This window comes from Streptomyces sp. NPDC051136 (genome assembly GCF_044455745.1).
In the GTDB taxonomy this organism is placed as follows: Bacteria; Actinomycetota; Actinomycetes; order Streptomycetales; family Streptomycetaceae; genus Streptomyces.
Window position 1 is genome coordinate 172,286 of record NZ_JBITFE010000006.1, and the last position, 21,392, is coordinate 193,677.

The following is a 21,392-nucleotide window of genomic DNA, read 5'->3' on the forward strand; positions in this document are numbered from 1 at the left end:
CGGCTACCGCGGCCCGCGGTCCAGGGGCTGCATCAGGAGGTCCGAGATCTCCTCGCGCCGGTGCGCGGCGTCACGGGCGGCGTACTGGGCGAGGAAGATCGCGTTGAGCAACTGGTCGGTGGGCCGCAGCGCCCCGTCCGTCTCGGCGCGGGCGAACTGGTCCACGATGTCGCGGTTGTCGTCGTACGCCCCCTGGCCGAAATGGGCCTGCACCAGGGCGGCGAGGCGTTCGTCGCGCGGGGCCCTGAGGTCGAGCGGGATGCAGCGGCGCAGCAGCGGGGCGGGGAACTCGCGCTCGCGGTTGCTCGTCATCACCACGAAGGGAAAGGCCCGGCACTGCACCCTGCCCTCCGTGACCGCGACCCGCCTGCCGTCGTCGGTGAGGACCTCGACGACGGGGGTGCGGTCGGCGATCCGCTCCAGCTCGGGGATGGCGAACGAGCCTTCTTCCAGCACGTTCAGCAGGTCGTTGGGCAGGTCGATGTCGCTCTTGTCCAGCTCGTCGATGAGCAGGACGCGGGGCCGGTCGGCGGCCAGCAGCGCGGTGCCGAGCGGGCCGAGCTTGATGTACCTGCCGATGTCCGGGGCGCCCCGGCCGTCGGGCAGCTGGGCGTCCTGGAGGCGGCCGATGGCGTCGTACGTGTAGAGGCCGTCCCGCAGTTCGCTGCGGCTGACGACCGGCCACTCCAGGACCCGGCCGAGGCCGAGTTCGTAGGCGACGGAGTGGGCGAGCGTCGACTTGCCGACGCCCGGCTCTCCGGTGACGAGCAGCGGGCGGCGCAGGTAGAGGGAGGCGTTGACCAGTTCGAGGGTGCCGGGGTCCTGGATGGGCAGCGGGACGGTGCGCGCGCCGAGCCTGCGCCGGGTGGAGGAGCCGGGTCCCGGTACGTCGTAGTCCACGGCCGGGGTGTCGAAGGCCCGCCACGGGGGCGGGGCGGGCAGCTGCCCGATCCGCTCGGGATCCGGCTGCCCGGTGCCCCGGTAGATGAACCACTCGCTCATGCGGTGCTCCTCGTCGACGGTCGGTGGTTGTCCACGGCCTGGCCGACGAGGGCGTCGTGCACCCGCAACGGGCCCCTGGGAATGTACCCGGAACCCACCCCGGATCCGGCGTGTTCCGGCCAGTCGCGTCCCCCCGCGCGGCGCCTGCCGGGCGGGTGCCGGGGTGCGCGTGCGGCCGTCACAGGGGCGCGTCCAGCGTCCCGCCCTCTTCGGAGGGCAGGGGGCGGCGCGGGTCGTCGTACAGGAGGGCCATCGGCTCGGCCCAGGCTCGGTCGTCCCGCAGCTCGCTGATCTCCTGGCGGACGTGGCGTATCCGGTCCGGCAGCTCGGCCAGGGAGCCGAGCGTGGCGAGGAGTTCCTCCGCCTTGGCGTAGAGGGTGTCGCAGGACTCGGGGCAGACCCGGGAGGAGTGGCCGTCGACGTGCCACAGCGCGATACCGTGCCCGCCCTCCAGGGCGAGCCTCATGGCGGTGCGCCCGGGGTCGCGGCCGGCCGGGCGGCACATGACCGGTATCAGGTCGAAGGCGGCGTCGCGGTAGCCGTGGGCGCCGGGGAAGCCGCCCTGCCCCGGGGTGCGCCAGCCGCTGAAGCGCCGCTGGCCGGCCATCGCCTGCCACCGCTCGGTCCAGAGTTTGTCCGGATCTCCCCGGCGCTCGAGGGCGCGCAGCACCACCTGGCGACGCGCCCCCAGGTGGCCGGCGTCGTTGAGCTCGGCTATGTCGTCGAACCGCCAGCGGTGCACGGCGGTGTCGAAGTGCTCGACCGGGAGGGCGACTTCGAGGGGCACCGGCCGGTCCTCCTGGTCCCTGGCCCGCAGCAGCCGGCCCAGCGGCGCGCGCAGCGCCTGGACGAGGTCGGCGGGGTCGTGCCCGTGGACGGAGCCGTCCACCTCGTGGAGTTCCGGCTCGCCGTGGCCGTCGTCGTACCAGATCTGCCAGAAGAACCGGGTGGGCCGCGCGCCGATCACCGGGTCGAGCAGGACGGCCACGGTCGCCCCCTCGCCGGGCCCCGGGTAGGGGATCACGACGCGTTCCGGCACGGCGCCGGACGCCGGGCGCAGTCCTTCCGGGAGGGTGGCGTCGTGGACGAGGTCGTGCAGGGGACGGCTCGGTTCGCGGCGCAGCCGCCGCTCGATCCACCGGCCGAGGGCGGACGCGTCGCCGCCCCGGGACTGCGTGTACAGCTCGACGAACCTCAGGTAGCGCAGGAAGGTCAGTGCCTGAAGCGGCCGGGCGCCCTCGTAGAGCAGTCCCGTGCCGTCCCGCCAGGTGAGCAGTTCGGGGGTGGCGCCCGGCCAGGTGTTGCGGCTGCGCGCCTTCTTCGCGAGCAGTTCGACGGTGGGCGCGTCCGGCGGCGGGGGCAGTTCGGCGAGCAGGCGCAGCGCGTCCCGGCGGTCGGCGGGAGTCCACTGTTCACCGGCGCCGGCCGGGGGGCCGCCCTGGAGGTCGATCCAGTTGTCCCCGGCGGGGGACTGCGGCTCGTCGCCGTGCCAGCGGTCATGCGCGGCCAGCAGCGTGCGGTACGTCGGCCCGAAGCGCCGCAGGGCGGAGACGGCGACGGCCTTGCCGCCGTCCTGCTGCTTGCGGCGCGACTTGACCAGCCCGATCACGGCTCCCGTCTCCGGGTCGAGGAGCGGGCCGCCGGAGACCCCGCTGGGGAAGTCGATGTCGGGCTTGAGGATCAGTCCGTGCCGGTCCTCGTGCCCGTTGATCTCGGCGTCGACGATCCGGAAGTGCGTCTCGGGCGGCCCCGGGTGGTAACCGCACACCTTGAGGGCACCGGAGTGGAGCACGGCCCGGTCGGCGAGCCACACGCACTCGTGCTGGTGCTCCTCGGGCTCCCCGGCCAGCCGCACCAGGGCCAGGTCCTCCTCCAGCGGGACGGTCGGGCGGCGCGGGTCGGTCAGCAGCCACTGCTCCAGCCGCGCCTCGGCGTCGATCCCCTCGCCGCGCACCCTGAAGACGGTGCCGGGGTCCGCCGCGAGGTGCGGGCGGAGCACGTGGGCGGCGGTGAGGACCCGGCCCGGCGCGACGAAGAAGCCGCTCCCCCACAGCGGCGCGCCGTCGCCCCTGACGGGCAGCAGATGGACGGTGGCGGCGCGGGCGAGTTCGTAGAGGCGGTCGCTCCCCTCGCTCATGCGGCTCACTCGTGCGTGGCCGGCACCGGCGCGCCCGCCTGCCCGTCGGGCCGGTCGAACCGCCAGGTGAGCGTCACCTGGAGCGACGCCTTGGTCTCGCCCCGGGCGAGCACCGCCACGGCCAGTCCCTCCTTGGCGGTCAGCTCCACACCGAAGGTGATGGCGGCCTCGCTGGGCCCGGCCGCGCGGGCCGCGCTCAGCACGGAGGATCCGACCCCGGTGATCAGCTCCTGGAGCCGCTCGATCTTGGCGACGGCCGCCTCGGTGAAACCGACGTCCTCCTGGTCGTCGTACCCGCCCGCCTCGCCGATCCGGGCGGTGATCACCGTCCCGTCCGGCAGCAGCACGTCCTGGATGTGGCTCATTCCGCTCCCCCGTCGAGCCCGCCCCGCCCCAACCGGACGCGAGCACCGGTCACTTGACCCAGACGAGGCTAATACCCAGCCCGGCGGGCCGCGACCCCCACCGGTGAGCGGGGAGGAGCGGACGGGGCGCACGGACTACGCTGGACGGGTACGCCGTGGGGCCCGTCCCACCCGCATCAGGAGCATGAGTTGTACTTCACCGACCGAGGCATCGAGGAACTGGAGAAGCGGCGCGGCGAGGAGGAGGTCACCTTCGAGTGGCTCGCCGAACAGCTGCGGACCTTCGTCGACCTGAACCCTGACTTCGAGGTCCCGATGGAGCGCCTGGCGACGTGGCTGGCGCGGCTGGACGACGAGGACGAGGACGAGTAGGTCGGGCCGCCCGGCGCGCCGGCCGGGACGGCAGCGCGGCTCACACGGGTGACGCGCCGCCGACGACGCGGGGATGGGCCGTCGACGATGCGGGGGTGCGCCGCGAAGGACGCGGGTACACGCCGCGGGGGTGCGCCGCGGAGGGCGCGGGTACACGCCGCGGGGGTGCGCCGCCCAGGACTGGCAGCGGCGTCCCTGGTGCGGGTAGGACGGCCGGACGATACGCGCAGGACACCGCCGACGCCGGGCAGCGCATCGCCGGGGACGGGCGGGGACGGCCGGGACGGCCGGCTCGCCGCCGGGGCCGGGCAGCGTGGCGGGGCGATACGCGCAGGACGCCGAACGGGGCGGCACGCGCCGCCGAACGGGGCGGCAGCACGAGCGGACGGTACGCGCAGGACACCGAGCGGGACGGCCGCTCGCCGTCAGGGCGGGCAGCACGACCGGACGGACAGCTCACCGCCGAGGGCGGGACCCGCGCCCCCGGACGAGGGTGCGCGGGTGCGGGGTGCGGAGCGCACTGACGCGGATGCGTGCGTACGCGTGGCCGCCGGTGCCGGACCCGCGTCCGGGCGCCGTCAGGAGCGCTTCGAGAGGCCGTACGCCGTCCCGAGCGCACCGTGTGCGATCAGCAGGGCGCCCGCCGTGCTCCAGCCGCCGCTGTGCCGGCGCAGCCCCGAGACGGTGATCGCGAGGCCGGCCGTTGCCGCCTGCGCCAGAGGCGACGCACGGCCCCGGGGCCGGGCGTCCACCCAGCGCATCCAGGCGGCGAGGCGGCTCTCGTCGGCGGTCGGGCGGCGTCCGGCCCCTCGGTCCACCGCACGCCGGGCAGCGCCCGCGCGGCCGGGCCGAGGTGACCGGCGTCCTCCCCGGGGCCGGTCCGGCACGTCAGGGCAGACCGGTCGGCCCGGCCGCCCATCGATCACCAGAACGGGCGTCTTGACTTTCCTCGACCACGATATATCGTGAATGAGCAGGGACGCGATATGGCGCGTTCGGTCGAGGAGGTCTGCCCCATGTCCGAGTGGTCCGTCGCGGAGCCCAAGAAGCTCACCTTCGACGAGTCCGTGAGCCGGCTCCATGTACGCATCGTCGGTGGAACGGTGAACGTGGTGGGCACGGACGAAGGTTCCGCCCGCCTGGAGGTCTCCGAGATCGAGGGCCCGCCTCTCGTCGTGACCCACCGGGACGGCGTGCTCACCGTCGCCTACGAGGACCTGCCCTGGAAGGGCTTCCTCAAGTGGCTGGACCGCAAGGGCTGGCGCCGCAGCGCGGTGGTCTCCCTCGCGGTGCCGACCGGTACCCGGGTGGAGGTGGGCGCGGTCAGCGCCGCGGCCGTGATCTCGGGCCTCGACGGGCCCGCCGAGGTCAGGGGCGTCTCCGGGGACACCACCCTGGTGAGCCTCGCGGGGCCCGTCCGCACGGACACCGTCTCGGGGAGCGTGGAGGCGCAGGCCCTCACCGGCGACCTGCGCTTCAACTCGGTCTCCGGCGACCTGACGGTGGTGGAGGCGGGCTCCTCCGTGCGGGCCGAGTCGGTGAGCGGGTCGATGATCGTCGACCTGGACCCGGCCGGCGGCCCCACCGACATCAGCCTGACCAACGTCTCGGGCGAGATCGCCATTCGGCTGCCCCAGCCCGCCGACGCCCAGGTCGAGGCGAACACGGCCAGCGGCTCGGTCAGCAGCGCCTTCGAGGACCTCCGGGTGGGCGGTCAGTGGGGCGCCAAGCGCATCACCGGGCGGCTCGGCGCGGGCAACGGCCGGCTGAAGGCCACCACGGTCTCCGGCTCGATCGCCCTGCTCCGCCACCCGGCGCCGCAGGACACACCGTGGGAGCGGGAGCCGGGAGACCCCGGCCCGGCGGAGCACGCACAGAGCGACTCGGGGGACAATTCCGCTTCCGTCCGGGACCAGGACGCCACCGGCGCCCCTTCCGACGGCACGACCGACAAGAAGGTGCTCTGACATGCCCCCCGTCTTCGCCCACGGCCGCCTCCGCCTCTACCTCCTCAAGCTCCTGGACGAGGCCCCGCGCCACGGTTACGAGGTGATCCGGCTCCTCGAAGAGCGCTTCCAGGGCCTCTACGCCCCGTCCGCGGGCACGGTCTACCCGCGCCTGGCGAAGCTGGAGGCGGAGGGCCTGGTCACCCACACCACCGAGGGCGGCCGCAAGGTGTACGCCATCACGGACGCCGGGCGCGCCGAGCTGTCCGACCGCAGCGGGGAGCTGGCCGACCTGGAGCTGGAGATCCGGGAGTCGGTGGCCGAGCTGGCCGCCGAGATCCGGGCCGACGTGCGGGGCGCGGCCGGTGATCTGCGGCGGGAGATGCGAGCGGCGGCCACCGCGGCCCGCCGGGGCGCCGGCTCCGGGACGCAGGACGAGGGGGGCGGCTTCGCGGGCGGCACCGGGGACGCCGACGAGAAGGAGGCCTGGCGGGCCGCCAAGGAGGAGATGCGGCGGGTCAAGCAGGAGTGGAAGGAGCAGGCGCGCCGCGCCAAGGACGAGAGCCGCCGCGCCCGTGACGAGGCGCAGCGCGCCCGGCGCCAGGCCAAGGAGGCCCAGGAGCGGGCCCGGGCGCAGGCGCAGGAGGAGGTCCAGCGGATCGCCCAGCGTGTACAGGAGCAGGTGCAGACCCACTTCTCGCGCGGCGACTGGCCGACGGGGCTGCGGGAGGGCCTGAGCGAGCTGGCCAAGGAGGTCGGCGACTTCGGAAAGGACTTCGGGAAGGAGTTCGGCAAGGACTGGGGCTTCGGCCGCCCCGCCCCCGGGAGCGCGGCCCCGCGCACCGACGCCTCCCCCGGCCCCGAGTACTCGGTCACTCCCGAGGACTTCCCCGCCGGGTACGCCCCGGGCTGGGCCCACGAGGACGCCGCCGAATCCACCGGTGATCCGGGCCGCGACCTTGACCGGCTGCTCGACCGTTTCCGGGACGACATCCGCGATGCCGCCCGGGACCACGGCGTGACGGAGGACCAACTGCGCGGCACCCGCCGCCGGCTGGCGGAGGCCGCGGTGCACATCGGGGCGATCCTGCGGACACCGAAGGCCTGAGCCCGGTACGGCGCGGCACGCCCACCTCGGGGCCGCCGCGCCGTACGGGTGGAGGGCCGGCCGCCCGCGTGGACCGGACCTCCGGTCAGGCGCAGGCCGCCCCGGTCCCGTCTCCCAGCACCCTGGTGAGCGACTCGTGGGTCACCCCGTGGTCGGCGAGGACCTCCGCCGGCACCCCGGGGCGAAGGACCAGGGCAAGGAGGAGGTGCTCGTCCCCGATATGCCGGTCGCGCCGGGCGACGGCGACCCGCAGTGCCTTCTCCAGCACCTCCTTGGCGCCCCGGTTGAAGCCGCGGTGCCCGGTCCACCGTCGCCTGTCGCCCTCCCGGTCGTCCGCGGAGAGGGCACCCACCCCGTGGACCTCCTCCACCCGGGCGACGATCTCGGAGACGTCGACCCCCAGACCGGCCAGGGCTTCGGTCTCGGCCTGCGACAGACCCGCTCGCCGCCGAGCACTCTCCAACGCCTGCCGCACGGCGTCCCGCCGCTCGCCGGCACCGAGGGCCGCCAGCGCGAAGGACGCCCGGCTGCCTTCGCGGTCCAGCAGGGCGAGCAGCAGGTGCTCGGGACCGACGGTGCCCGCGCCCGCCTCTTCGGCATGGCCGACCGCCCCCCGCACCACCGCCCGGGCGTCCTTCGTGAATCGCTCGAACATCAATGCCTCCCGTACTTCTTGTGCACGGCCTGCCTGCTGACCCCGAGTTCCGTGGCGATCTCCTGCCACGACCAGCCCCGCTGACGCGCGCTGCGCACCTGTACGGCCTCCAACTGCTCCACCAGCTTTCGCAGAGCGGCGACGGCCCGCAGGCCGATCCGGGGATCACGGTCACCCGCACGCGTGGCGAGATCCGTTGCTTCACTCATGCTGTCAATTTAGGTTGACAGTCACGTCATGTCAACCCTAGTTGACATGACGGTGTGGCGGCATGGCACGGGCGCACGCATGCGAACGGCGGGCCCGGAGGAACCGGACCCGCCGCGGGGCTTCGGGAAAGGCCTGAGGAGTCGGGACGTCAGGAGTGGTTGCTGAGCACGATCTTGCCGAACTGGTCGCCGGAGGCCATCCGCTCGAACCCCTCACGGGCCCGGTCCATCGGCAGCACCTCGTCGATCACGGGACGCACACCGGTGGCGGCGCAGAAGGACAGCAGATCCTCCAGCTCGTCCTTGGAACCCATGGTGGAGCCGACGACCTTGAGCTCCAGGAAGAAGATGCGGGTCAGCTCCGCGTGCGAGGGCCGGTCGCCGCTGGTGGCGCCGGAGATGACCAGCGTGCCGCCGGGCCGCAGCGACTTGACGGAGTGCGACCAGGTGGCGGCGCCCACGGTCTCGATGACGGCGTCGACCCGCTGCGGCAGCCGTGCCCCGCTCTCGACGGCCTCCACGGCGCCGAGCTCCAGGGCCCGCTTGCGCTTGGCCTCGTCCCGGCTGGTCGCGAAGACCCGCAGCCCGGCCGCCTTGCCGAGCACGATCGCGGCCGTGGCGACACCGCCGCCGGCGCCCTGCACCAGCACCGAGTCGCCGGGCCGGACCCCGGCGTTGGTGAACAGCATCCGGTACGCCGTCAGCCAGGCGGTCGGCAGACAGGCGGCCTCCTCGAAGGAGAGCTCCTTGGGCTTGGGCAGGATGTTCCAGGTCGGCACCGCGACCTGCTCGGCGAACGTCCCCGGGTAGCGCTCGGTCAGGATGGAGCGGGGCTCCTCGGGACCGACCCCGTGCCCGGTCTGGCCGATCACGGAGTGCAGGACGACCTCGTTGCCGTCCGCGTCGACCCCGGCGGCGTCGCAGCCGAGGATCATCGGCAGCCGTTCCTCGGGGAGGCCGACGCCGCGCAGGGACCACAGGTCGTGATGGTTGAGGGAGGCGGCCCTGACGTCGACGACACTCCATCCGGGCCGGACCTCGGGAGCCGGAAGCTCTCCCGACTCCAGGCCGGCCAGTGGCTGGTCACGGTCGATACGGGCGGCGTAGACAGCGAACATGACCTTGACGATAGGTTCCCCACCGCCCGACCGGAACCACGGCACCGTGTGACACACCCCCTCTTGCGCCCGCCCCGCAACTGCGGGCAGTCGTGCCTCCCCCCGCGCCTGAACGGCCCGGAAGGTACCCCCAGGACGGCACGGGTGGGCGGCGGGGGCACCTCCCGCTCGGGCGAAGCCGAGAGTGGCGGAGGCACCCGGCCCGCGCCCCGCGCCGGTCGGCAAACCCACCCCGCGCCCAGCCACCCCACACCGCCACAGACACCGGCACCCACACCCGCACCCGCACCCGCACCCGCACCCGCACCCGCACCCGCACCCAAACGACGAGCGGCCCCGTCCACCAGGGACGAGACCGCTCACCACACCGCAGAGGTTCACACCGTCACCGGCGCGCAACCCCCTCCGCCCGAGCGGCCGCCGCCACCGCCGCCGTGACGGCAGGCGCGACGCGCTCGTCGAACGGGGACGGGATGACGTAGTCCGCCGCGAGGTCGTCGCCCACGACGGAGGCCAGCGCCTCCGCCGCCGCGAGCTTCATGCCCTCGGTGATCCGCGACGCCCGCACCTGGAGCGCGCCCGCGAAGATGCCCGGGAACGCCAGCACGTTGTTGATCTGGTTCGGGAAGTCCGACCGCCCCGTCGCCACGACCGCCGCGTACTTGTGCGCGACCTCGGGGTGCACCTCGGGGTTCGGGTTGGCCATGGCGAAGACGAACGCGCCCTCGGCCATCGAGGCCACCGCCGGCTCCGGCACCGTACCGCCGGAGACGCCGATGAAGACGTCGGCGCCCGCGAGGGCCTCCTCCAGCGAACCGGTCAGCCCGGCCTTGTTGGTGAAGGAGGCCAGCTCCTGCTTCACCGGCGTCAGGTCGTCCCGGTCGGCCGAGACGACACCCTTGCGGTCGGCGACCGCGACGTCCCCGATGCCGGCCTCCACCAGCATCTTGGCGATGGCGACGCCGGCCGCGCCCGCGCCCGAGATCACCGCCCGCAGCTCACCCAGCGTCCGCTTGCTCAGCCGCGCCGCGTTCCGCAGCGCCGCCAGCGTCACGACCGCCGTGCCGTGCTGGTCGTCGTGGAAGATCGGGATGTCGAGGCGCTCCTGGAGCTTGCGCTCGATCTCGAAGCACCGCGGCGCCGAGATGTCCTCCAGGTTGACTCCGCCGAACGAGGGCGCGAGGCGCACCACCGTCTCGACGATCTCGTCGGCGTCCGTGCAGTCCAGCGCGATCGGAACCGCGTCCACACCGCCGAACTGCTTGAAAAGGATCGCCTTCCCTTCCATCACCGGAAGAGAGGCCTCGGGGCCGATGTCCCCGAGTCCCAGAACCGCCGTACCGTCCGTCACGACCGCGACGACCGACGACTTCCAGGTGTAGTCGTGGACGAGGTCCGGCTGCTCGGCGATCGCGCTGCACACTTTCGCGACGCCGGGCGTGTACGCCAGGGACAGGTCGTCCTTGTCACGGATCGGCACGGTGGCCTGCACAGCCATCTTGCCGCCGCGGTGCAGTGCGAACGCGGGGTCGAAGGAGTCGAGCGGCTCGGCGCCCGCCCCCTGCTCCGCACCCGCGTCACTGTCGCTGCGAGGATTGACGATCTCCGCTGCCACTTTGTCTTACCCCTTAAGAGTTCATGGATTGAGGGTTTGTCCACTCCTGGTGAGGAATGGGCGGGCACCGCACAGGGAGATGGCTGTCTGGGCCACGAGGCCCCTGCGCGACGGGCGCGCCGCACACGCGCCCTGAGCCCCTGATGAGGGGTGTAAAGAACCTTCTTACCCGACGGACGGCCCCCGCGACGAGTCCGATAAGCGCAAGCTCACATGCCGGACCCCGAACGCCGCATGTCGGTGACATGGCTCATAGCCGCGGTTCCGGACAACCTCGCGGCACCCCTTGACAGACCTGAAAACGCAGCCCTCGGCGGCCCCGCTCACCCGCGATCCATGGCCGGATAACGAGAAATTCCGCAGATCTTCCGGCCGGAAGGGCAGATTCCCGCAAAGGTTCGGTCGTGATGTACCGACCTGGTGCGGTTCGGGGGGTGACCCGTTATCCGATTTTGACATGACGGCCCCCCTGAATGGCCGAGTCCGAATGGCAAGATGCCGTAATCACACGAGGTCGCGGCACTCGAAGGTGTGTGCTCTCGTCGACCCACCGCGCCGGCCGGTCCACGGTCGGTGTCCCGTCCCACCGGAACTCCACCGTCCCCATCGGCTACTCCCACATCCGCCGGAGGAACCACCATGACCGCACGCTCCACCCGTCGTACGACCGCCGCGCACTCCCGGCTAGCAGCGGTCGGTGCGATCGCGGTCGCAGGCGCTCTGCTGCTCACCGGATGCGGCGACCAGACCGAGAGCAGCGACTCCGGCAGCAGCGACAACCAGTCCTCGAGCGGCGCTCCGCTGGCCGACAGGCTCCCGCAGTCGATCCGCGACAAGGGCGTCGTCAAGGTCGGCTCCGACATCGCCTACGCGCCGGTCGAGTTCAAGGACGACTCCGGCAAGGTGGTCGGTATCGACCCCGACCTCGCGGACGCCCTGGGCAAGCAGCTCGGCGTGAAGTTCGAGTTCGAGAACGGCACCTTCGACACCCTGATCACCGGTCTGCGCTCCAAGCGGTACGACATCGCCATGTCGGCGATGACGGACACCAAGGACCGCCAGGAGGGCATCGACTCCGACACCGGCAAGAAGGTCGGCCAGGGCGTCGACTTCGTCGACTACTTCACCGCCGGTGTCTCGATCTACACCAAGAAGGGCGACGACCAGGGCATCAAGACCTGGGCCGACCTGTGCGGCAAGAAGCTCGTGGTGCAGCGCGGCACGGTCTCCGAGGACCTCATCAAGGCCGAGAACGAGAAGTGCCCGGCCGGCAAGAAGATCTCGAAGGAGGCCTTCGACAACGACCAGCAGGCCCAGACGCGCCTGCGCGCGGGCGGCGCCGACGCCGGCTCCTCCGACTTCCCGGTCGCCGCGTACGCGGTGAAGACCTCCGGCGGCGGCAAGGACTTCGAGATGGTCGGCGAGCAGGTCGAGGCCGCCCCGTACGGCATCGCGGTCGCCAAGGACAACACGCAGCTGCGTGACGCCCTGAAGGCGGCGCTCGACGCGGTCATCGCGAACGGCGAATACAAGAAGATCATGGACAAGTGGGGCGTGGCCGAAGGCGCCGTCACCCAGGCCACGGTCAACGGCGGCAAGTGACCGCGCGGCGGGCACCGAAAGGCAACATCCGTGACTGTTGACATCGACAAGACGGCGGGCGGCCCCGGCGGCACCCCGCCGATCCGTCCGGAGGCCATCAAGGCCATCCCGGTCCGGCACTACGGGCGGTACGTCTCCGCGGTCGTCGCGATCGCGCTGCTGGCCGCGGTCGTGTACGCGTTCTCCCAGGGCAAGATCAACTGGGACGCGATCCCGGACTACTTCTTCGACGACCGCATCCTGTCCGGCATGGGCAAGACGCTGCTGCTGACGCTCCTGGCCATGCTGATCGGCATCGTCGGCGGCATCCTGCTCGCCGTGATGCGCCTGTCGAAGAACCCGGTGACCTCGTCCATCGCGTGGTTCTACATCTGGTTCTTCCGCGGCACACCCGTCCTGGTGCAGCTGATCGTCTGGTTCAACCTGGGCCTGGTCTTCGAGTACATCAACCTCGGCCCGCTCTACCGGGACGAGTGGTCGGACTTCATGACCCCGTTCCTGACGGCGCTGCTCGGTCTGGGTCTCAACGAGGCCGCGTACATGGCCGAGATCTGCCGCGCCGGTCTGCTGGCGGTGGACGAGGGCCAGACCGAGGCGTCGCACGCGCTCGGCATGAGCCACGCCAAGACGCTGCGCCGGATCGTCATCCCGCAGGCCATGCGCGTGATCGTGCCGCCTACGGGCAACGAGGTCATCAACATGCTGAAGACCACCTCGCTGGTCTCGGTGGTGCAGTATCCCGAGCTGCTCCGGGCAGCCCAGGACATCGGCCAGACCTCCGGCGCCCCGGCCGAGATGCTGTTCCTGGCGGCGGCCTGGTACTTGCTGCTGACCTCGGTGTTCAGCGTCGGCCAGTACTACCTGGAGCGTTACTACGCCCGCGGTTCCAGCCGTCAGCTGCCGCCGACACCCTGGCAGAAGGTCAGGGCGAACATGTTCTCCCTGGGCCGCCCGAAGGGAGGCATGGCATGACCGAGAAGATCGACAAGACGGACGGCGCCCGCACGGCGGGCCCCGCGGTCCCCATGGTCAAGGCGGAGGGCGTCCACAAGTCCTTCGGCGCGGTCGAGGTCCTCAAGGGCATCGACCTGGAGGTGAAGCAGGGTGAGGTGTTCTGCCTCATCGGCCCCTCCGGCTCCGGCAAGTCGACGTTCCTGCGCTGCATCAACCACCTGGAGAAGGTCAACGCGGGACGCCTGTACGTCGACGGCGAACTGGTCGGCTACCGCCAGAAGGGCGACAAGCTCTACGAGCTGAAGGACAGCGAGGTCGCCCTCAAGCGCCGGGACATCGGCATGGTCTTCCAGCGCTTCAACCTGTTCCCGCACATGACGGCTCTGGAGAACGTCATGGAGGCGCCGGTCCAGGTCAAGGGCGTGAGCCGGGCCCAGGCCAGGGACCGCGCGCGCGAGCTCCTGGAGCGCGTGGGCCTGGGCGACAAGGCCGGCAACTACCCCTCGCAGCTCTCCGGCGGCCAGCAGCAGCGCGTGGCCATCGCCCGCGCGCTGGCGATGGACCCGAAGCTCATGCTGTTCGACGAGCCCACCTCGGCGCTCGACCCCGAGCTGGTCGGCGACGTCCTCGACGTCATGCGCGACCTCGCCGAGTCCGGCATGACGATGGTCGTGGTCACCCACGAGATGGGCTTCGCCCGCGAGGTCGGCGACAGCCTGGTCTTCATGGACGACGGCGTGGTGGTCGAGTCGGGCAATCCGCGCGACGTCCTGACCGACCCGCAGCACGAGCGGACGAAGGCGTTCCTGTCCAAGGTCCTCTGAGGCCGGCACGGGTCCCGCGGGACAGGGGGGGGGGGGGGGGGGGGGGGGGGGGGGGGGGGGGGGGGGGGGGGGGGGGGGGGGCGGGGCGGCGCGGGGGGGGGGGCGGCGGCGGCCGCCCCGCCCCCCCCCCCCCCCCCCCCCCCCCCCCCCCCCCCCCCCCCCCCCCCCCCCGCCCGCCCCCCCCCCCCCCCCCCCCCCCCCCCCCCCCCCCCCCCCCTGTCACCGGCTCACTTGACGGCAAGCAGCAGCGTGTCCGACGGCGAGCACCACACCGGACGCGCCTCGCCGAAGCCCTTCTCGCGCAGGACACGCGCGTGCCACGCCGCCGAGGGCATCTCGCCGTCGGCGTGCTCGCCGTAGATCTCGAAGCGGCGGGCGGTGGGCCCGGCGAGCAGCGGGTCCCGGGCGGCGAGCTGCCACCACTCGGACCAGTCCAGCGCGCCCTCGGCCTTGGCCGCGTCCATCCGCGCGTGCCGCTGTACACGCTCGGCCGCGTTGATCCTGGGCGTCGTGTCGTCGATCATGTGGTCCGCGTTCATGAAGACACCACCGTCGCGGACCAGGCCCGCGACCCGGCCGTAGAGATCCGCGAGGGGCTCGGCGTGGAACCAGTGCAGGGCCGTCGCGGTCAGCACGGCGTCGTACGTGTCGTACGGCAGCTTCGACGGCCAGCCGGGGTCCTTGAGGTCGGCGGTGACGAAGGAGACCCGGTCGTCGCCCGCGAAGGTGCCCTCGGCGATGGCGAGGAGCGCGGGGTCCAGGTCCACGCCGGTGCTCGTGGCCTCCGGGAACCGGGCGAGCAGCCGGGCCGTGATGGTGCCGGTGCCGCAGGCCAGGTCGAGCACGCGCGGGGCCGGACCGACGAGCGCCTCGACCATGTCGAGCATGATCCGGAACCGTTCCTCGCGGTCCGGCATGTACCACTCCTGCTGCCGGTCCCAGCTCCGCTGCCAGGCCTGCCAGTCGGGCCCCGCCCCGGCGGTCGTCGTGGTCGTGGCGGTCGTGGTGGTCCTGGTGGCGTCCACGTGGGTCATCGAGCCCCTCCATGCCTGCATCGCGTAATACCCTGGAAGCACGATCAGCTGTTACCTGACCGCAGGCACGACCATAGAGCCCCTTCGTAAGGACTACAAGTGGAACTGGCCTATTACTCGGATTACGCCGTACGTCTCGTCAACACCGAGGAACCGTCGCGGGGGCAGGACTCCCTGACCTCGGTGGAGGCCGTCCGGGAGCTGTTCGGCGCCAACCGGTCGGCGGCCCGGCGCGCGTCCGAGGCCGACGTGACACGGTTCCGTTCGGTCCGGGCCCGGCTGCGCGCGGTCTTCGAGGCGGCCGACGGCGGCGACGCGACCCTCGCCGTGGACCTGCTGAACTCACTGCTCCTGGAGTTCCCGGTGAGCCCGCAGATCTCCGGCCACGACCACCGGGCGGAGGACGGCAGCCCGCTGTGGCACATGCACCTGGCGGACCATCCCTCCAACGCGACCGCCGGCTTCGCCGCCATCGCGTCTATGGGCCTGGCCTTCCACCTCACCGAGTACGGCGTGGACCGGCTGGGCCTGTGCGAGGCGCCCCCCTGCCGCAACGCCTACCTGGACACCTCCACCAACCGCTCCCGGCGCTACTGCTCCGACCGCTGCGCCACCCGCGCCAACGTGGCGGCCTACCGTGCCCGCAAGCGCCTGGAGGCGGACCGCTCGGCCGGCACGGGCCTGACCGCCGACAGCGCCCAGCGGGCCACGGCGAACGGGGAGCGCTGACCCGTCCTCGGCCGGTACCGGAAGCGGACCCTGCCGAGGACCAGTTCCCGCGGGACCACCCCGTAGTCGGTGCTGTCCCCGCCCGCGAACGCGTTGTCCCCGAGCACCCACCAGCCGGCCCCGCGCCGTTCGGCCGCCCGCTTGACCACGAGCAGGTCCTGCTGGAAGGGATGCCGCAGCACGACCACGTCCCCCGGCCGGATCCGCGCTCCCCAGTGCACGAGCAGCACGTCACCGTGGTGCAGCGTGGGCACCATCGACGGTCCGGTCACCTCGGCCGGCCCGAAGGGCAGCGCGCCTCTCGCGCGCTCGGTGTCCTGCGACAGTCGCTCCGGCATCACCCGGCACCTCCCCGGTCTTTCCTCCACCAGTCTCAGTCTCACCCCGGACTTTTGTCCTAAGCCCAAGGGGGCACCCGCGAAATCGCGCCTCCCAGGGAGTAATGTCCCCCCTGAGAAGACGATCACGAGGAAGGAACGCTTCATGCTTTCCCGCCTGTTTGCCCCCAAGGTCACGGTCAGCGCCCACTGCGACCTGCCCTGCGGCGTGTACGACCCGGCCCAGGCCCGCATCGAGGCGGAGTCGGTGAAGGCCGTCCAGGAAAAGATGGCCGGCAACGACGACCCGCACTTCCAGACGCGTGCCACGGTCATCAAGGAGCAGCGCGCCGAGCTGGCGAAGCACCACGTCTCCGTGCTGTGGAGCGACTACTTCAAGCCCCCGCACTTCGAGAAGTACCCGGAGCTGCACCAGCTGGTCAACGACACCCTGAAGGCCCTGTCGGCCGCCAAGGCCTCGAAGGACCCGGCGACCGGCCAGAAGGCGCTGGACTACATCGCCCAGATCGACAAGATCTTCTGGGAGACCAAGAAGGCCTGACGCACGTCGGCCTCCCGGGGCCCGCGATCGGTGCACCATCGCAGGCCGCAGGAGAACCCGAAGGGGCCCGGCCGGGACGTTTCCCGGCCGGGCCCCTTCGGCGTCGCCGTGGTCAGGGGTCCTCCCTGGTCGCCCCTCGGGAGTGGCGCGCCGTCCCGGGCCGCGCCCCGGCGGCCCGGGTGTCCGCCCCGGAGTCCGCCGCGCACTTCGGGTTGCGGCACGGGCCGGGGGTCCGGACCGGGACCCACGCGCCCAGCGTCTTGTGCCGCCGGACGACTGCTTCGACTGGCTGTCCGCAGACGGGACAGGCGTAGGTGTCGCTGTCCATGCCTCCAGGTTAGGGCGGACGGCGGCCTAGCGCTTGCGGTGGTACGTGCGCACCACGGCACCGTTGCCGAAGGTCCGCACCGAGTCCGTCACGAACTCGGTCAGCTCGAACCCGGAGGCGAACATCGGCATGCCGGTGCCGAGGATCACCGGGTAGGTCTTGATGACCAGTTCGTCGATCTCGTCGACCAGTTCCCCGGCGACGGCCGAGCCGCCGCACAGGTAGATGTCGAGGGCGCTGTCCTCGGCCTTCAGCTGCCGGACCCTGCCGACCAGGTCGGTCGAGACGATCTCGACCGCGGGGTCGGGCGACTCGGTGAGCGTGCGCGAGGCGACGTACTCGCGCAGGTGTGCGTACGGCCTGGTGACGCCCTCCTTGAGGGCCAGGTCGTAGCTGGCCCTCCCCTGGACGACCGTGTCGAACCGCTGGTTGGGCAGGTCGTCGATGCCGAGCGCCGTGCGGGCCCCGCTGAATATCGTCTCCGGGTACTCCGCCTTCAGGAACTCGAGGAACTCCTCGTCGACGAACGGATACATGAACGTCGCGTCGCCGTCCGGACCGCCGATGAAGCCGTCGATCGAACAGGCGATGAAGTACGTGAGCTTGCGCAAACCGGTCTCCCCTTCGCGTCGGCCGCGTTGACCACTACGAGCACAGTACTCCATGTGTAGTTGTTTGGGGAGTGGGTTCGCGCGGCGGTCCGCGCGGTCACAGGAGGCGCGGCTCGCGCCACATCGGCCACATACGGGGGCCGCCGGGCAGATCCAGGGCCCGGCCGGTGAACTCGAAGCCGAGGCGTTCGTACAGCGCCTTGCCGCGGGCGCTGCTCGCCTCCAGATAGGCGGGCAGTCCCTCGCGGTCGCACCGGTCCAGCTCGCTCTCGATCAGCGCGGTGCCCAGCCCCTCGCCCTGGCGTCCGGGGGTCACGCCGATCATCCACAGGTATGTGTGGGCCCGGCCGGTGGGGTGGATGCCGTCCGTGAGGCGGGCTATCAGTTCCACGCGCTCGTTCCCCGGGTCGACGGCCTCGCGGACCCGGGCCGGGACGTCCTCGGCGCTTGCCTCGGCCCCGTCGTCCGGCTCGGTGCCGACGGGCTCGCCGGCGGGGACGGGCAGCCACAGGGCACAGGCGGCACCGTCCTCGGTGACGTCGATACGGCCGTCGGCGAAGACGGCGTCGGTGAACGCGGCCATGAGCCGGTGGTGCGTCCGACGGCGGTACTCCTCCCCGGGAAAGACCCAGCCGCTCACCGGATCGTCCTGGAAGGCCTTGTCCAGCAGCCGGACGACCGACTCCCGGTCGCCCGCCCCCGCCGCCCGGATCACCACACCCATGCCTCGCCCCTTCGGCTCGACTTCACCGGATCAACACCGGCCTTCGGTACGGCCGTTGAGCCTAGTCGGTGAGCGGCAGCAGGGGTCGGGGCGCTCTCCGCGGCCGGGCGCCCAAGAGCAGGGTGGCGGGCCCCGCACACCGTGGGGAAGTGCGGGACCCGCCGGTCCGGAGCCGTCGGCGGTGCGGCCGTACGTCGGTCAGGTGCCGTACGGCCCTGCACGGGCTCCGGGGTCTTGCGCGGCCAGGCGCGGCCGTCAGATGCTGCGCCGGGTCACGAACTCGGCCAGCGCGAGCAGGCCGCCCGCCGCCTCCGGATCCGGCACGGCTCGGGCCAGCTCCTGCATGGCTCTCGCCATCCGGTCGGCCGCTTGGGCCTGCGCCCAGTCCCGGCCGCCGGCCCGCTCCACGACGAGGGCGGTGCGCTCCAGGTCCTCCTTGCTCTCGTCGTACGGTGCCGCGTACAGCTCGGCGAGTTCGGCGGCGGCCGGGGTGCCCGAGGTGAGGGCCGCGACCACCGGAAGTGACTTCTTGCGGGCGGCCAGATCCGCACCGGCCGGCTTCCCGGTGTGACCCGGGTCGCCCCATATGCCGATGACGTCGTCGATGAGCTGGAAGGCCAGCCCCGCCTCGCGACCGAAGGCGTCCAGTGCCTCGACGTCCTCGACGGCGGCACCCGCGTACAGCGCGCCGAGGGCACAGGCGCCGCCCAGCAGGGCGCCCGTCTTGGCCTCGGCCATGGCGAGCGTCTCTTCGAGGGTGACCTCCCCCGGCGACCGCCGTTCCATGGCCGTGTCCACGTGCTGGCCCTCGCACAACTCCATGACGCAGTCGGCGAGCCGGACGGCCGCCGCCGCGGACGCCGGGTGCGGATCGGCGGCGAGCAGCCGCAGGGCGAGCGCCTGCAGGGCGTCTCCGGCGAGGATCGCGTCGGCCTCACCGAACACCGTCCACACGGTCGGGCGGTGCCTGCGGGTGACGTCCCGGTCCATCACGTCGTCGTGCAGCAGGGTGAAGTTGTGGACCAGCTCCACCGCCGCCGCGGCCCGTCCGGCCGCCGCACGGGCCGCCGGCCCGCCGAGCGCGGCCGCCGCGGTGAGGACCAGGGCGGGGCGGATCGCCTTGCCCGCGTTGTCCGCCGCCGGGGTGCCGTCCGCCTGCTGCCAACCGAAGTGGTAGAGGGCGACCCGGCGTATCGAGTCGGGCAACGTCGCGATGGCGGAGCGCAGTTCGGGGTCGACCGACTCCCTCGACTCCCTCAGCAGCGCGGCCGACTCGTGCCCTTCGGCCATCGGCCCGCGTCCCCCCGACGAGTCCCCCGGACGCTCCTCCCGTGGGGTGCCGACGAGCCCGCGCCTTTCGGGCGTCCCGGTGGGGCGGCGCGTCACGGCGGCACCGCGCCGGATCTCCGTCATGGACTCACCTTCCCCCCGGCCCGTCCGTACCCCCGGGGGTGTACCCGCCCGGGAGGGCGGGAACACGGCGTCCGGGACGGTGACGTCACCGCCAGCGGCCGATCTCGACGTTCTCCAGGACGCCCAGCGCGTCCGGCACGAGGACCGCGGCCGAGTAGTAGGCCGTGACCAGGTACTTGATGACGGCCTGTTCGTTGATGCCCATGAAGCGCACCGACAGACTCGGCTCGATCTCGTCGGGGATACCGGTGGCCCGCAGACCGATGACGCCCTGGTCCTGCTCGCCGGTACGCATCGCGATGATCGACGACGTGCGGGCCTCGGTGACCGGGATCTTGTTGCACGGGTAGATCGGCACACCGCGCCAGGTCGGAATGCGGTTCCCGGCGACGTCGATGGTCTCGGGGACGAGGCCGCGCTTGTTGAGCTCGCGGCCGATCGCGGCGATGGCCCGCGGGTGGGCGAGGAGCAGCTTGGTGCCGCGCCGGCGGCTCAGCAGTTCGTCGAGGTCGTCCGGGCTGGGGACGCCGTCGTGCGGCTGGATGCGCTGGTCGTACTCGCAGTTGTGCAGCAGGCCGAACTCGCGGTTGTTGATGAGCTCGTGCTCCTGGCGCTCCTTCAGCGCCTCGACCGTCAGCCGGATCTGCTGCTCGGTCTGGTTCATCGGCTGGTTGTACAGGTCGGCCACGCGCGAGTGGATGCGCAGCACCGTCTGGGCGACGCTCAGTTCGTACTCGCGGGGCCGGGCCTCGTAGTCGACGAAGGTGTGCGGGATGTCCGGTTCGCCGCTGTGACCGGCCGCGAGGTCGATCGCCTTCTCACCGTGCTTGTTGGTGCGCTGCTCCGGGAGGGAGCGCCGGTGCTCCAGGTGCTCGCGCAGGGAGTCGGCCCGCTCCGCGATCTGTTCCACCTCCTGGCGGGGCAGCACCAGCACCGTGCAGGCAGTCACCGTGCGGGCGGTGTACTCCCAGATGGCGTCGCCGTCGAGGAGCGCCTGGTCGCCGAAGTAGGCCCCGTCGGCGAGGACGCCGAGCACCGCGTCGTCGCCGTACGGGCCGGTGCCGATCTTCTCGACCTTGCCGTGGGCCAGCAGGTAGACCTCGTCGGCCCGGCCGCCGAACGAGGCGATCACCTCACCGGGCCCGAACTCCCGCTGCTCACAGCGCTGCGCGAGCTCCGACAGGACCTCGTCGTCCTCGTACGAGCGCAGGGCCGGCAGCTCGCCCAGCTCGGCGGGGACGACCTCGACGCGGTCGCCTGTCTTCACGAAGGTCACGCGGCCGTCGCCGACGGCGAAGGTCAGACGCCGGTTCACCCGGTACGTGCCGCCCTGGATGTCCACCCAGGGGAGCGAGCGCAGCAGCCAGCGCGAGCTGATCTCCTGCATCTGAGGAACGGACTTGGTCGTGGTGGCCAGGTTCCGCGCGGCCGCCGTGCCGAGGCTCTGCTGCGGCCTGGTCTGCTCGGTGCGGACCTCTTCGCCTACCGACATAAGGAATTGCCCTCCCGGTCGTGCCGGACGGCTGCGCCCGGCATCGATGTGCGGGCACCAGCCTTCCTCACGGAGCGTGCCGGTGCTATTACACGAAAGAGCGGGAATGGATCACGCGCGGCCGGGGCAGATATGAGGGCTTGTCCGGCGCCACGGTGACCTGTCCGGCGGGTCCGCCCCCCGGCTCGGCTCCGGCGGCCCGGGTGGGATTGGCCGAAACGGTTCGCACACGGGACGAACAAGTAGTAGGGGGTGCTCCGCTTCGGTACAAGCTC

Annotated in this window: 23 protein-coding genes; 8 read left to right on the top strand and 15 right to left on the bottom strand. The window is 72.3% G+C overall.

The genetic code is table 11. From position 1 onward, the window contains the following. Positions 1-3 precede the first annotated feature (3 nt). From ACIBCJ_RS18675 to ACIBCJ_RS18685, 3 genes are all read right to left on the bottom strand, one after another. Entirely contained in the window at positions 4-1,002 is a 999-nt protein-coding gene (locus tag ACIBCJ_RS18675; RefSeq protein WP_133887319.1) for a MoxR family ATPase, read from the bottom strand. 178 nt (positions 1,003-1,180) lie between these two features. Then, positions 1,181-3,139, bottom strand: coding sequence for a trypsin-like peptidase domain-containing protein (locus tag ACIBCJ_RS18680; RefSeq protein ID WP_365979978.1), 1,959 nt, complete (start codon positions 3,137-3,139; stop codon positions 1,181-1,183). Positions 3,140-3,144: 5 nt separating this feature from the next. Further along, on the bottom strand, positions 3,145-3,504 hold the full coding sequence (locus ACIBCJ_RS18685; RefSeq protein WP_362105446.1) for a CU044_2847 family protein: 360 nt from the start codon (positions 3,502-3,504) through the stop codon (positions 3,145-3,147). A gap of 189 nt (positions 3,505-3,693) precedes the next feature. Between ACIBCJ_RS18685 and ACIBCJ_RS18690 the strand changes: the two genes are divergently transcribed. Next, a complete protein-coding gene (locus tag ACIBCJ_RS18690) occupies positions 3,694-3,876 on the top strand; it encodes a DUF6104 family protein (RefSeq protein WP_362105449.1) in 183 nt (60 codons plus the stop codon). Positions 3,877-4,454: 578 nt separating this feature from the next. Here the strand turns inward: ACIBCJ_RS18690 and ACIBCJ_RS18695 are convergent. Further along, positions 4,455-4,694 (bottom strand): hypothetical protein, encoded by a 240-nt coding sequence (locus ACIBCJ_RS18695; RefSeq protein ID WP_365979979.1) that lies wholly within the window; start codon positions 4,692-4,694, stop codon positions 4,455-4,457. 198 nt (positions 4,695-4,892) lie between these two features. Here ACIBCJ_RS18695 and ACIBCJ_RS18700 point away from each other — a divergent pair, with 198 nt between their 5' ends. Next, on the top strand, positions 4,893-5,843 hold the full coding sequence (locus ACIBCJ_RS18700) for a DUF4097 family beta strand repeat-containing protein (protein WP_362505191.1): 951 nt from the start codon (positions 4,893-4,895) through the stop codon (positions 5,841-5,843). 1 nt (position 5,844) lies between these two features. Further along, the gene (locus ACIBCJ_RS18705) at positions 5,845-6,930 is read left to right on the top strand and encodes a helix-turn-helix transcriptional regulator (protein WP_362105454.1); all 1,086 of its coding nucleotides are present in this window, start codon (positions 5,845-5,847) and stop codon (positions 6,928-6,930) included. A gap of 85 nt (positions 6,931-7,015) precedes the next feature. On the opposite strand, the gene ACIBCJ_RS18710 is transcribed toward ACIBCJ_RS18705, so the two are convergent. From ACIBCJ_RS18710 to ACIBCJ_RS18725, 4 genes are all read right to left on the bottom strand, one after another. Continuing rightward, positions 7,016-7,585: a Clp protease N-terminal domain-containing protein gene (locus ACIBCJ_RS18710; RefSeq protein ID WP_365979980.1), complete on the bottom strand. Its 570-nt coding sequence runs from the start codon at positions 7,583-7,585 to the stop codon at positions 7,016-7,018. Then, positions 7,585-7,794, bottom strand: a complete 210-nt coding sequence (locus ACIBCJ_RS18715) for a helix-turn-helix domain-containing protein (protein WP_042825163.1) — start codon at positions 7,792-7,794, stop codon at positions 7,585-7,587. Before ACIBCJ_RS18715 ends, ACIBCJ_RS18710 begins: the two co-directional genes overlap by 1 nt. A gap of 149 nt (positions 7,795-7,943) precedes the next feature. After that, positions 7,944-8,912 (bottom strand): zinc-binding dehydrogenase, encoded by a 969-nt coding sequence (locus ACIBCJ_RS18720; protein WP_362505185.1) that lies wholly within the window; start codon positions 8,910-8,912, stop codon positions 7,944-7,946. Between the two features lie 385 nt (positions 8,913-9,297). Beyond that, a complete protein-coding gene (locus ACIBCJ_RS18725; RefSeq protein WP_362105466.1) occupies positions 9,298-10,527 on the bottom strand; it encodes an NADP-dependent malic enzyme in 1,230 nt (409 codons plus the stop codon). A 639-nt stretch (positions 10,528-11,166) separates the two neighbouring features. On the opposite strand from ACIBCJ_RS18725, the gene ACIBCJ_RS18730 reads away from it, so the two are divergent. The 3 genes from ACIBCJ_RS18730 to ACIBCJ_RS18740 are packed head-to-tail and all read left to right on the top strand — an operon-like array spanning position 11,167 to position 13,907. Continuing rightward, positions 11,167-12,129 (top strand): ABC transporter substrate-binding protein, encoded by a 963-nt coding sequence (locus ACIBCJ_RS18730; protein ID WP_362105469.1) that lies wholly within the window; start codon positions 11,167-11,169, stop codon positions 12,127-12,129. A gap of 30 nt (positions 12,130-12,159) precedes the next feature. Next, entirely contained in the window at positions 12,160-13,101 is a 942-nt protein-coding gene (locus ACIBCJ_RS18735) for an amino acid ABC transporter permease (RefSeq protein ID WP_362105472.1), read from the top strand. Further along, the gene (locus ACIBCJ_RS18740) at positions 13,098-13,907 is read left to right on the top strand and encodes an amino acid ABC transporter ATP-binding protein (RefSeq protein ID WP_362105475.1); all 810 of its coding nucleotides are present in this window, start codon (positions 13,098-13,100) and stop codon (positions 13,905-13,907) included. Before ACIBCJ_RS18735 ends, ACIBCJ_RS18740 begins: the two co-directional genes overlap by 4 nt. A 227-nt stretch (positions 13,908-14,134) precedes the next feature. On the opposite strand, the gene ACIBCJ_RS18745 is transcribed toward ACIBCJ_RS18740, so the two are convergent. Continuing rightward, positions 14,135-14,941, bottom strand: a complete 807-nt coding sequence (locus tag ACIBCJ_RS18745; protein WP_365979981.1) for a class I SAM-dependent methyltransferase — start codon at positions 14,939-14,941, stop codon at positions 14,135-14,137. A 99-nt stretch (positions 14,942-15,040) separates the two neighbouring features. On the opposite strand from ACIBCJ_RS18745, the gene ACIBCJ_RS18750 reads away from it, so the two are divergent. Next, complete coding sequence (locus tag ACIBCJ_RS18750) at positions 15,041-15,670, top strand: CGNR zinc finger domain-containing protein (protein ID WP_362105481.1); 630 nt, start codon at positions 15,041-15,043, stop codon at positions 15,668-15,670. On the opposite strand, the gene sodX is transcribed toward ACIBCJ_RS18750, so the two are convergent. Next, positions 15,574-16,008, bottom strand: a complete 435-nt coding sequence (gene sodX / locus ACIBCJ_RS18755) for a nickel-type superoxide dismutase maturation protease (RefSeq protein ID WP_362105484.1) — start codon at positions 16,006-16,008, stop codon at positions 15,574-15,576. The two genes, ACIBCJ_RS18750 and sodX, sit on opposite strands and share 97 nt — an antisense overlap. Positions 16,009-16,153: 145 nt before the next feature. On the opposite strand from sodX, the gene sodN reads away from it, so the two are divergent. Further along, positions 16,154-16,549, top strand: a complete 396-nt coding sequence (gene sodN / locus ACIBCJ_RS18760) for a superoxide dismutase, Ni (protein WP_019326937.1) — start codon at positions 16,154-16,156, stop codon at positions 16,547-16,549. A gap of 112 nt (positions 16,550-16,661) precedes the next feature. Here the strand turns inward: sodN and ACIBCJ_RS18765 are convergent, their stop codons facing one another. The 5 genes from ACIBCJ_RS18765 to ACIBCJ_RS18785 all read right to left on the bottom strand — a co-directional run bounded on the left by ACIBCJ_RS18765 (position 16,662) and on the right by ACIBCJ_RS18785 (position 21,117). Beyond that, on the bottom strand, positions 16,662-16,877 hold the full coding sequence (locus ACIBCJ_RS18765) for a hypothetical protein (protein ID WP_362105488.1): 216 nt from the start codon (positions 16,875-16,877) through the stop codon (positions 16,662-16,664). A gap of 26 nt (positions 16,878-16,903) precedes the next feature. Beyond that, a complete protein-coding gene (locus ACIBCJ_RS18770; RefSeq protein ID WP_365979982.1) occupies positions 16,904-17,488 on the bottom strand; it encodes a dihydrofolate reductase family protein in 585 nt (194 codons plus the stop codon). Positions 17,489-17,585: 97 nt separating this feature from the next. Further along, positions 17,586-18,212, bottom strand: a complete 627-nt coding sequence (locus ACIBCJ_RS18775; protein ID WP_365979983.1) for a GNAT family N-acetyltransferase — start codon at positions 18,210-18,212, stop codon at positions 17,586-17,588. A 255-nt stretch (positions 18,213-18,467) separates the two neighbouring features. After that, positions 18,468-19,625, bottom strand: a complete 1,158-nt coding sequence (locus ACIBCJ_RS18780; protein WP_365979984.1) for a family 2 encapsulin nanocompartment cargo protein polyprenyl transferase — start codon at positions 19,623-19,625, stop codon at positions 18,468-18,470. Between the two features lie 85 nt (positions 19,626-19,710). Next, positions 19,711-21,117, bottom strand: a complete 1,407-nt coding sequence (locus tag ACIBCJ_RS18785) for a family 2B encapsulin nanocompartment shell protein (RefSeq protein ID WP_362105501.1) — start codon at positions 21,115-21,117, stop codon at positions 19,711-19,713. Positions 21,118-21,392: the final 275 nt, after the last annotated feature.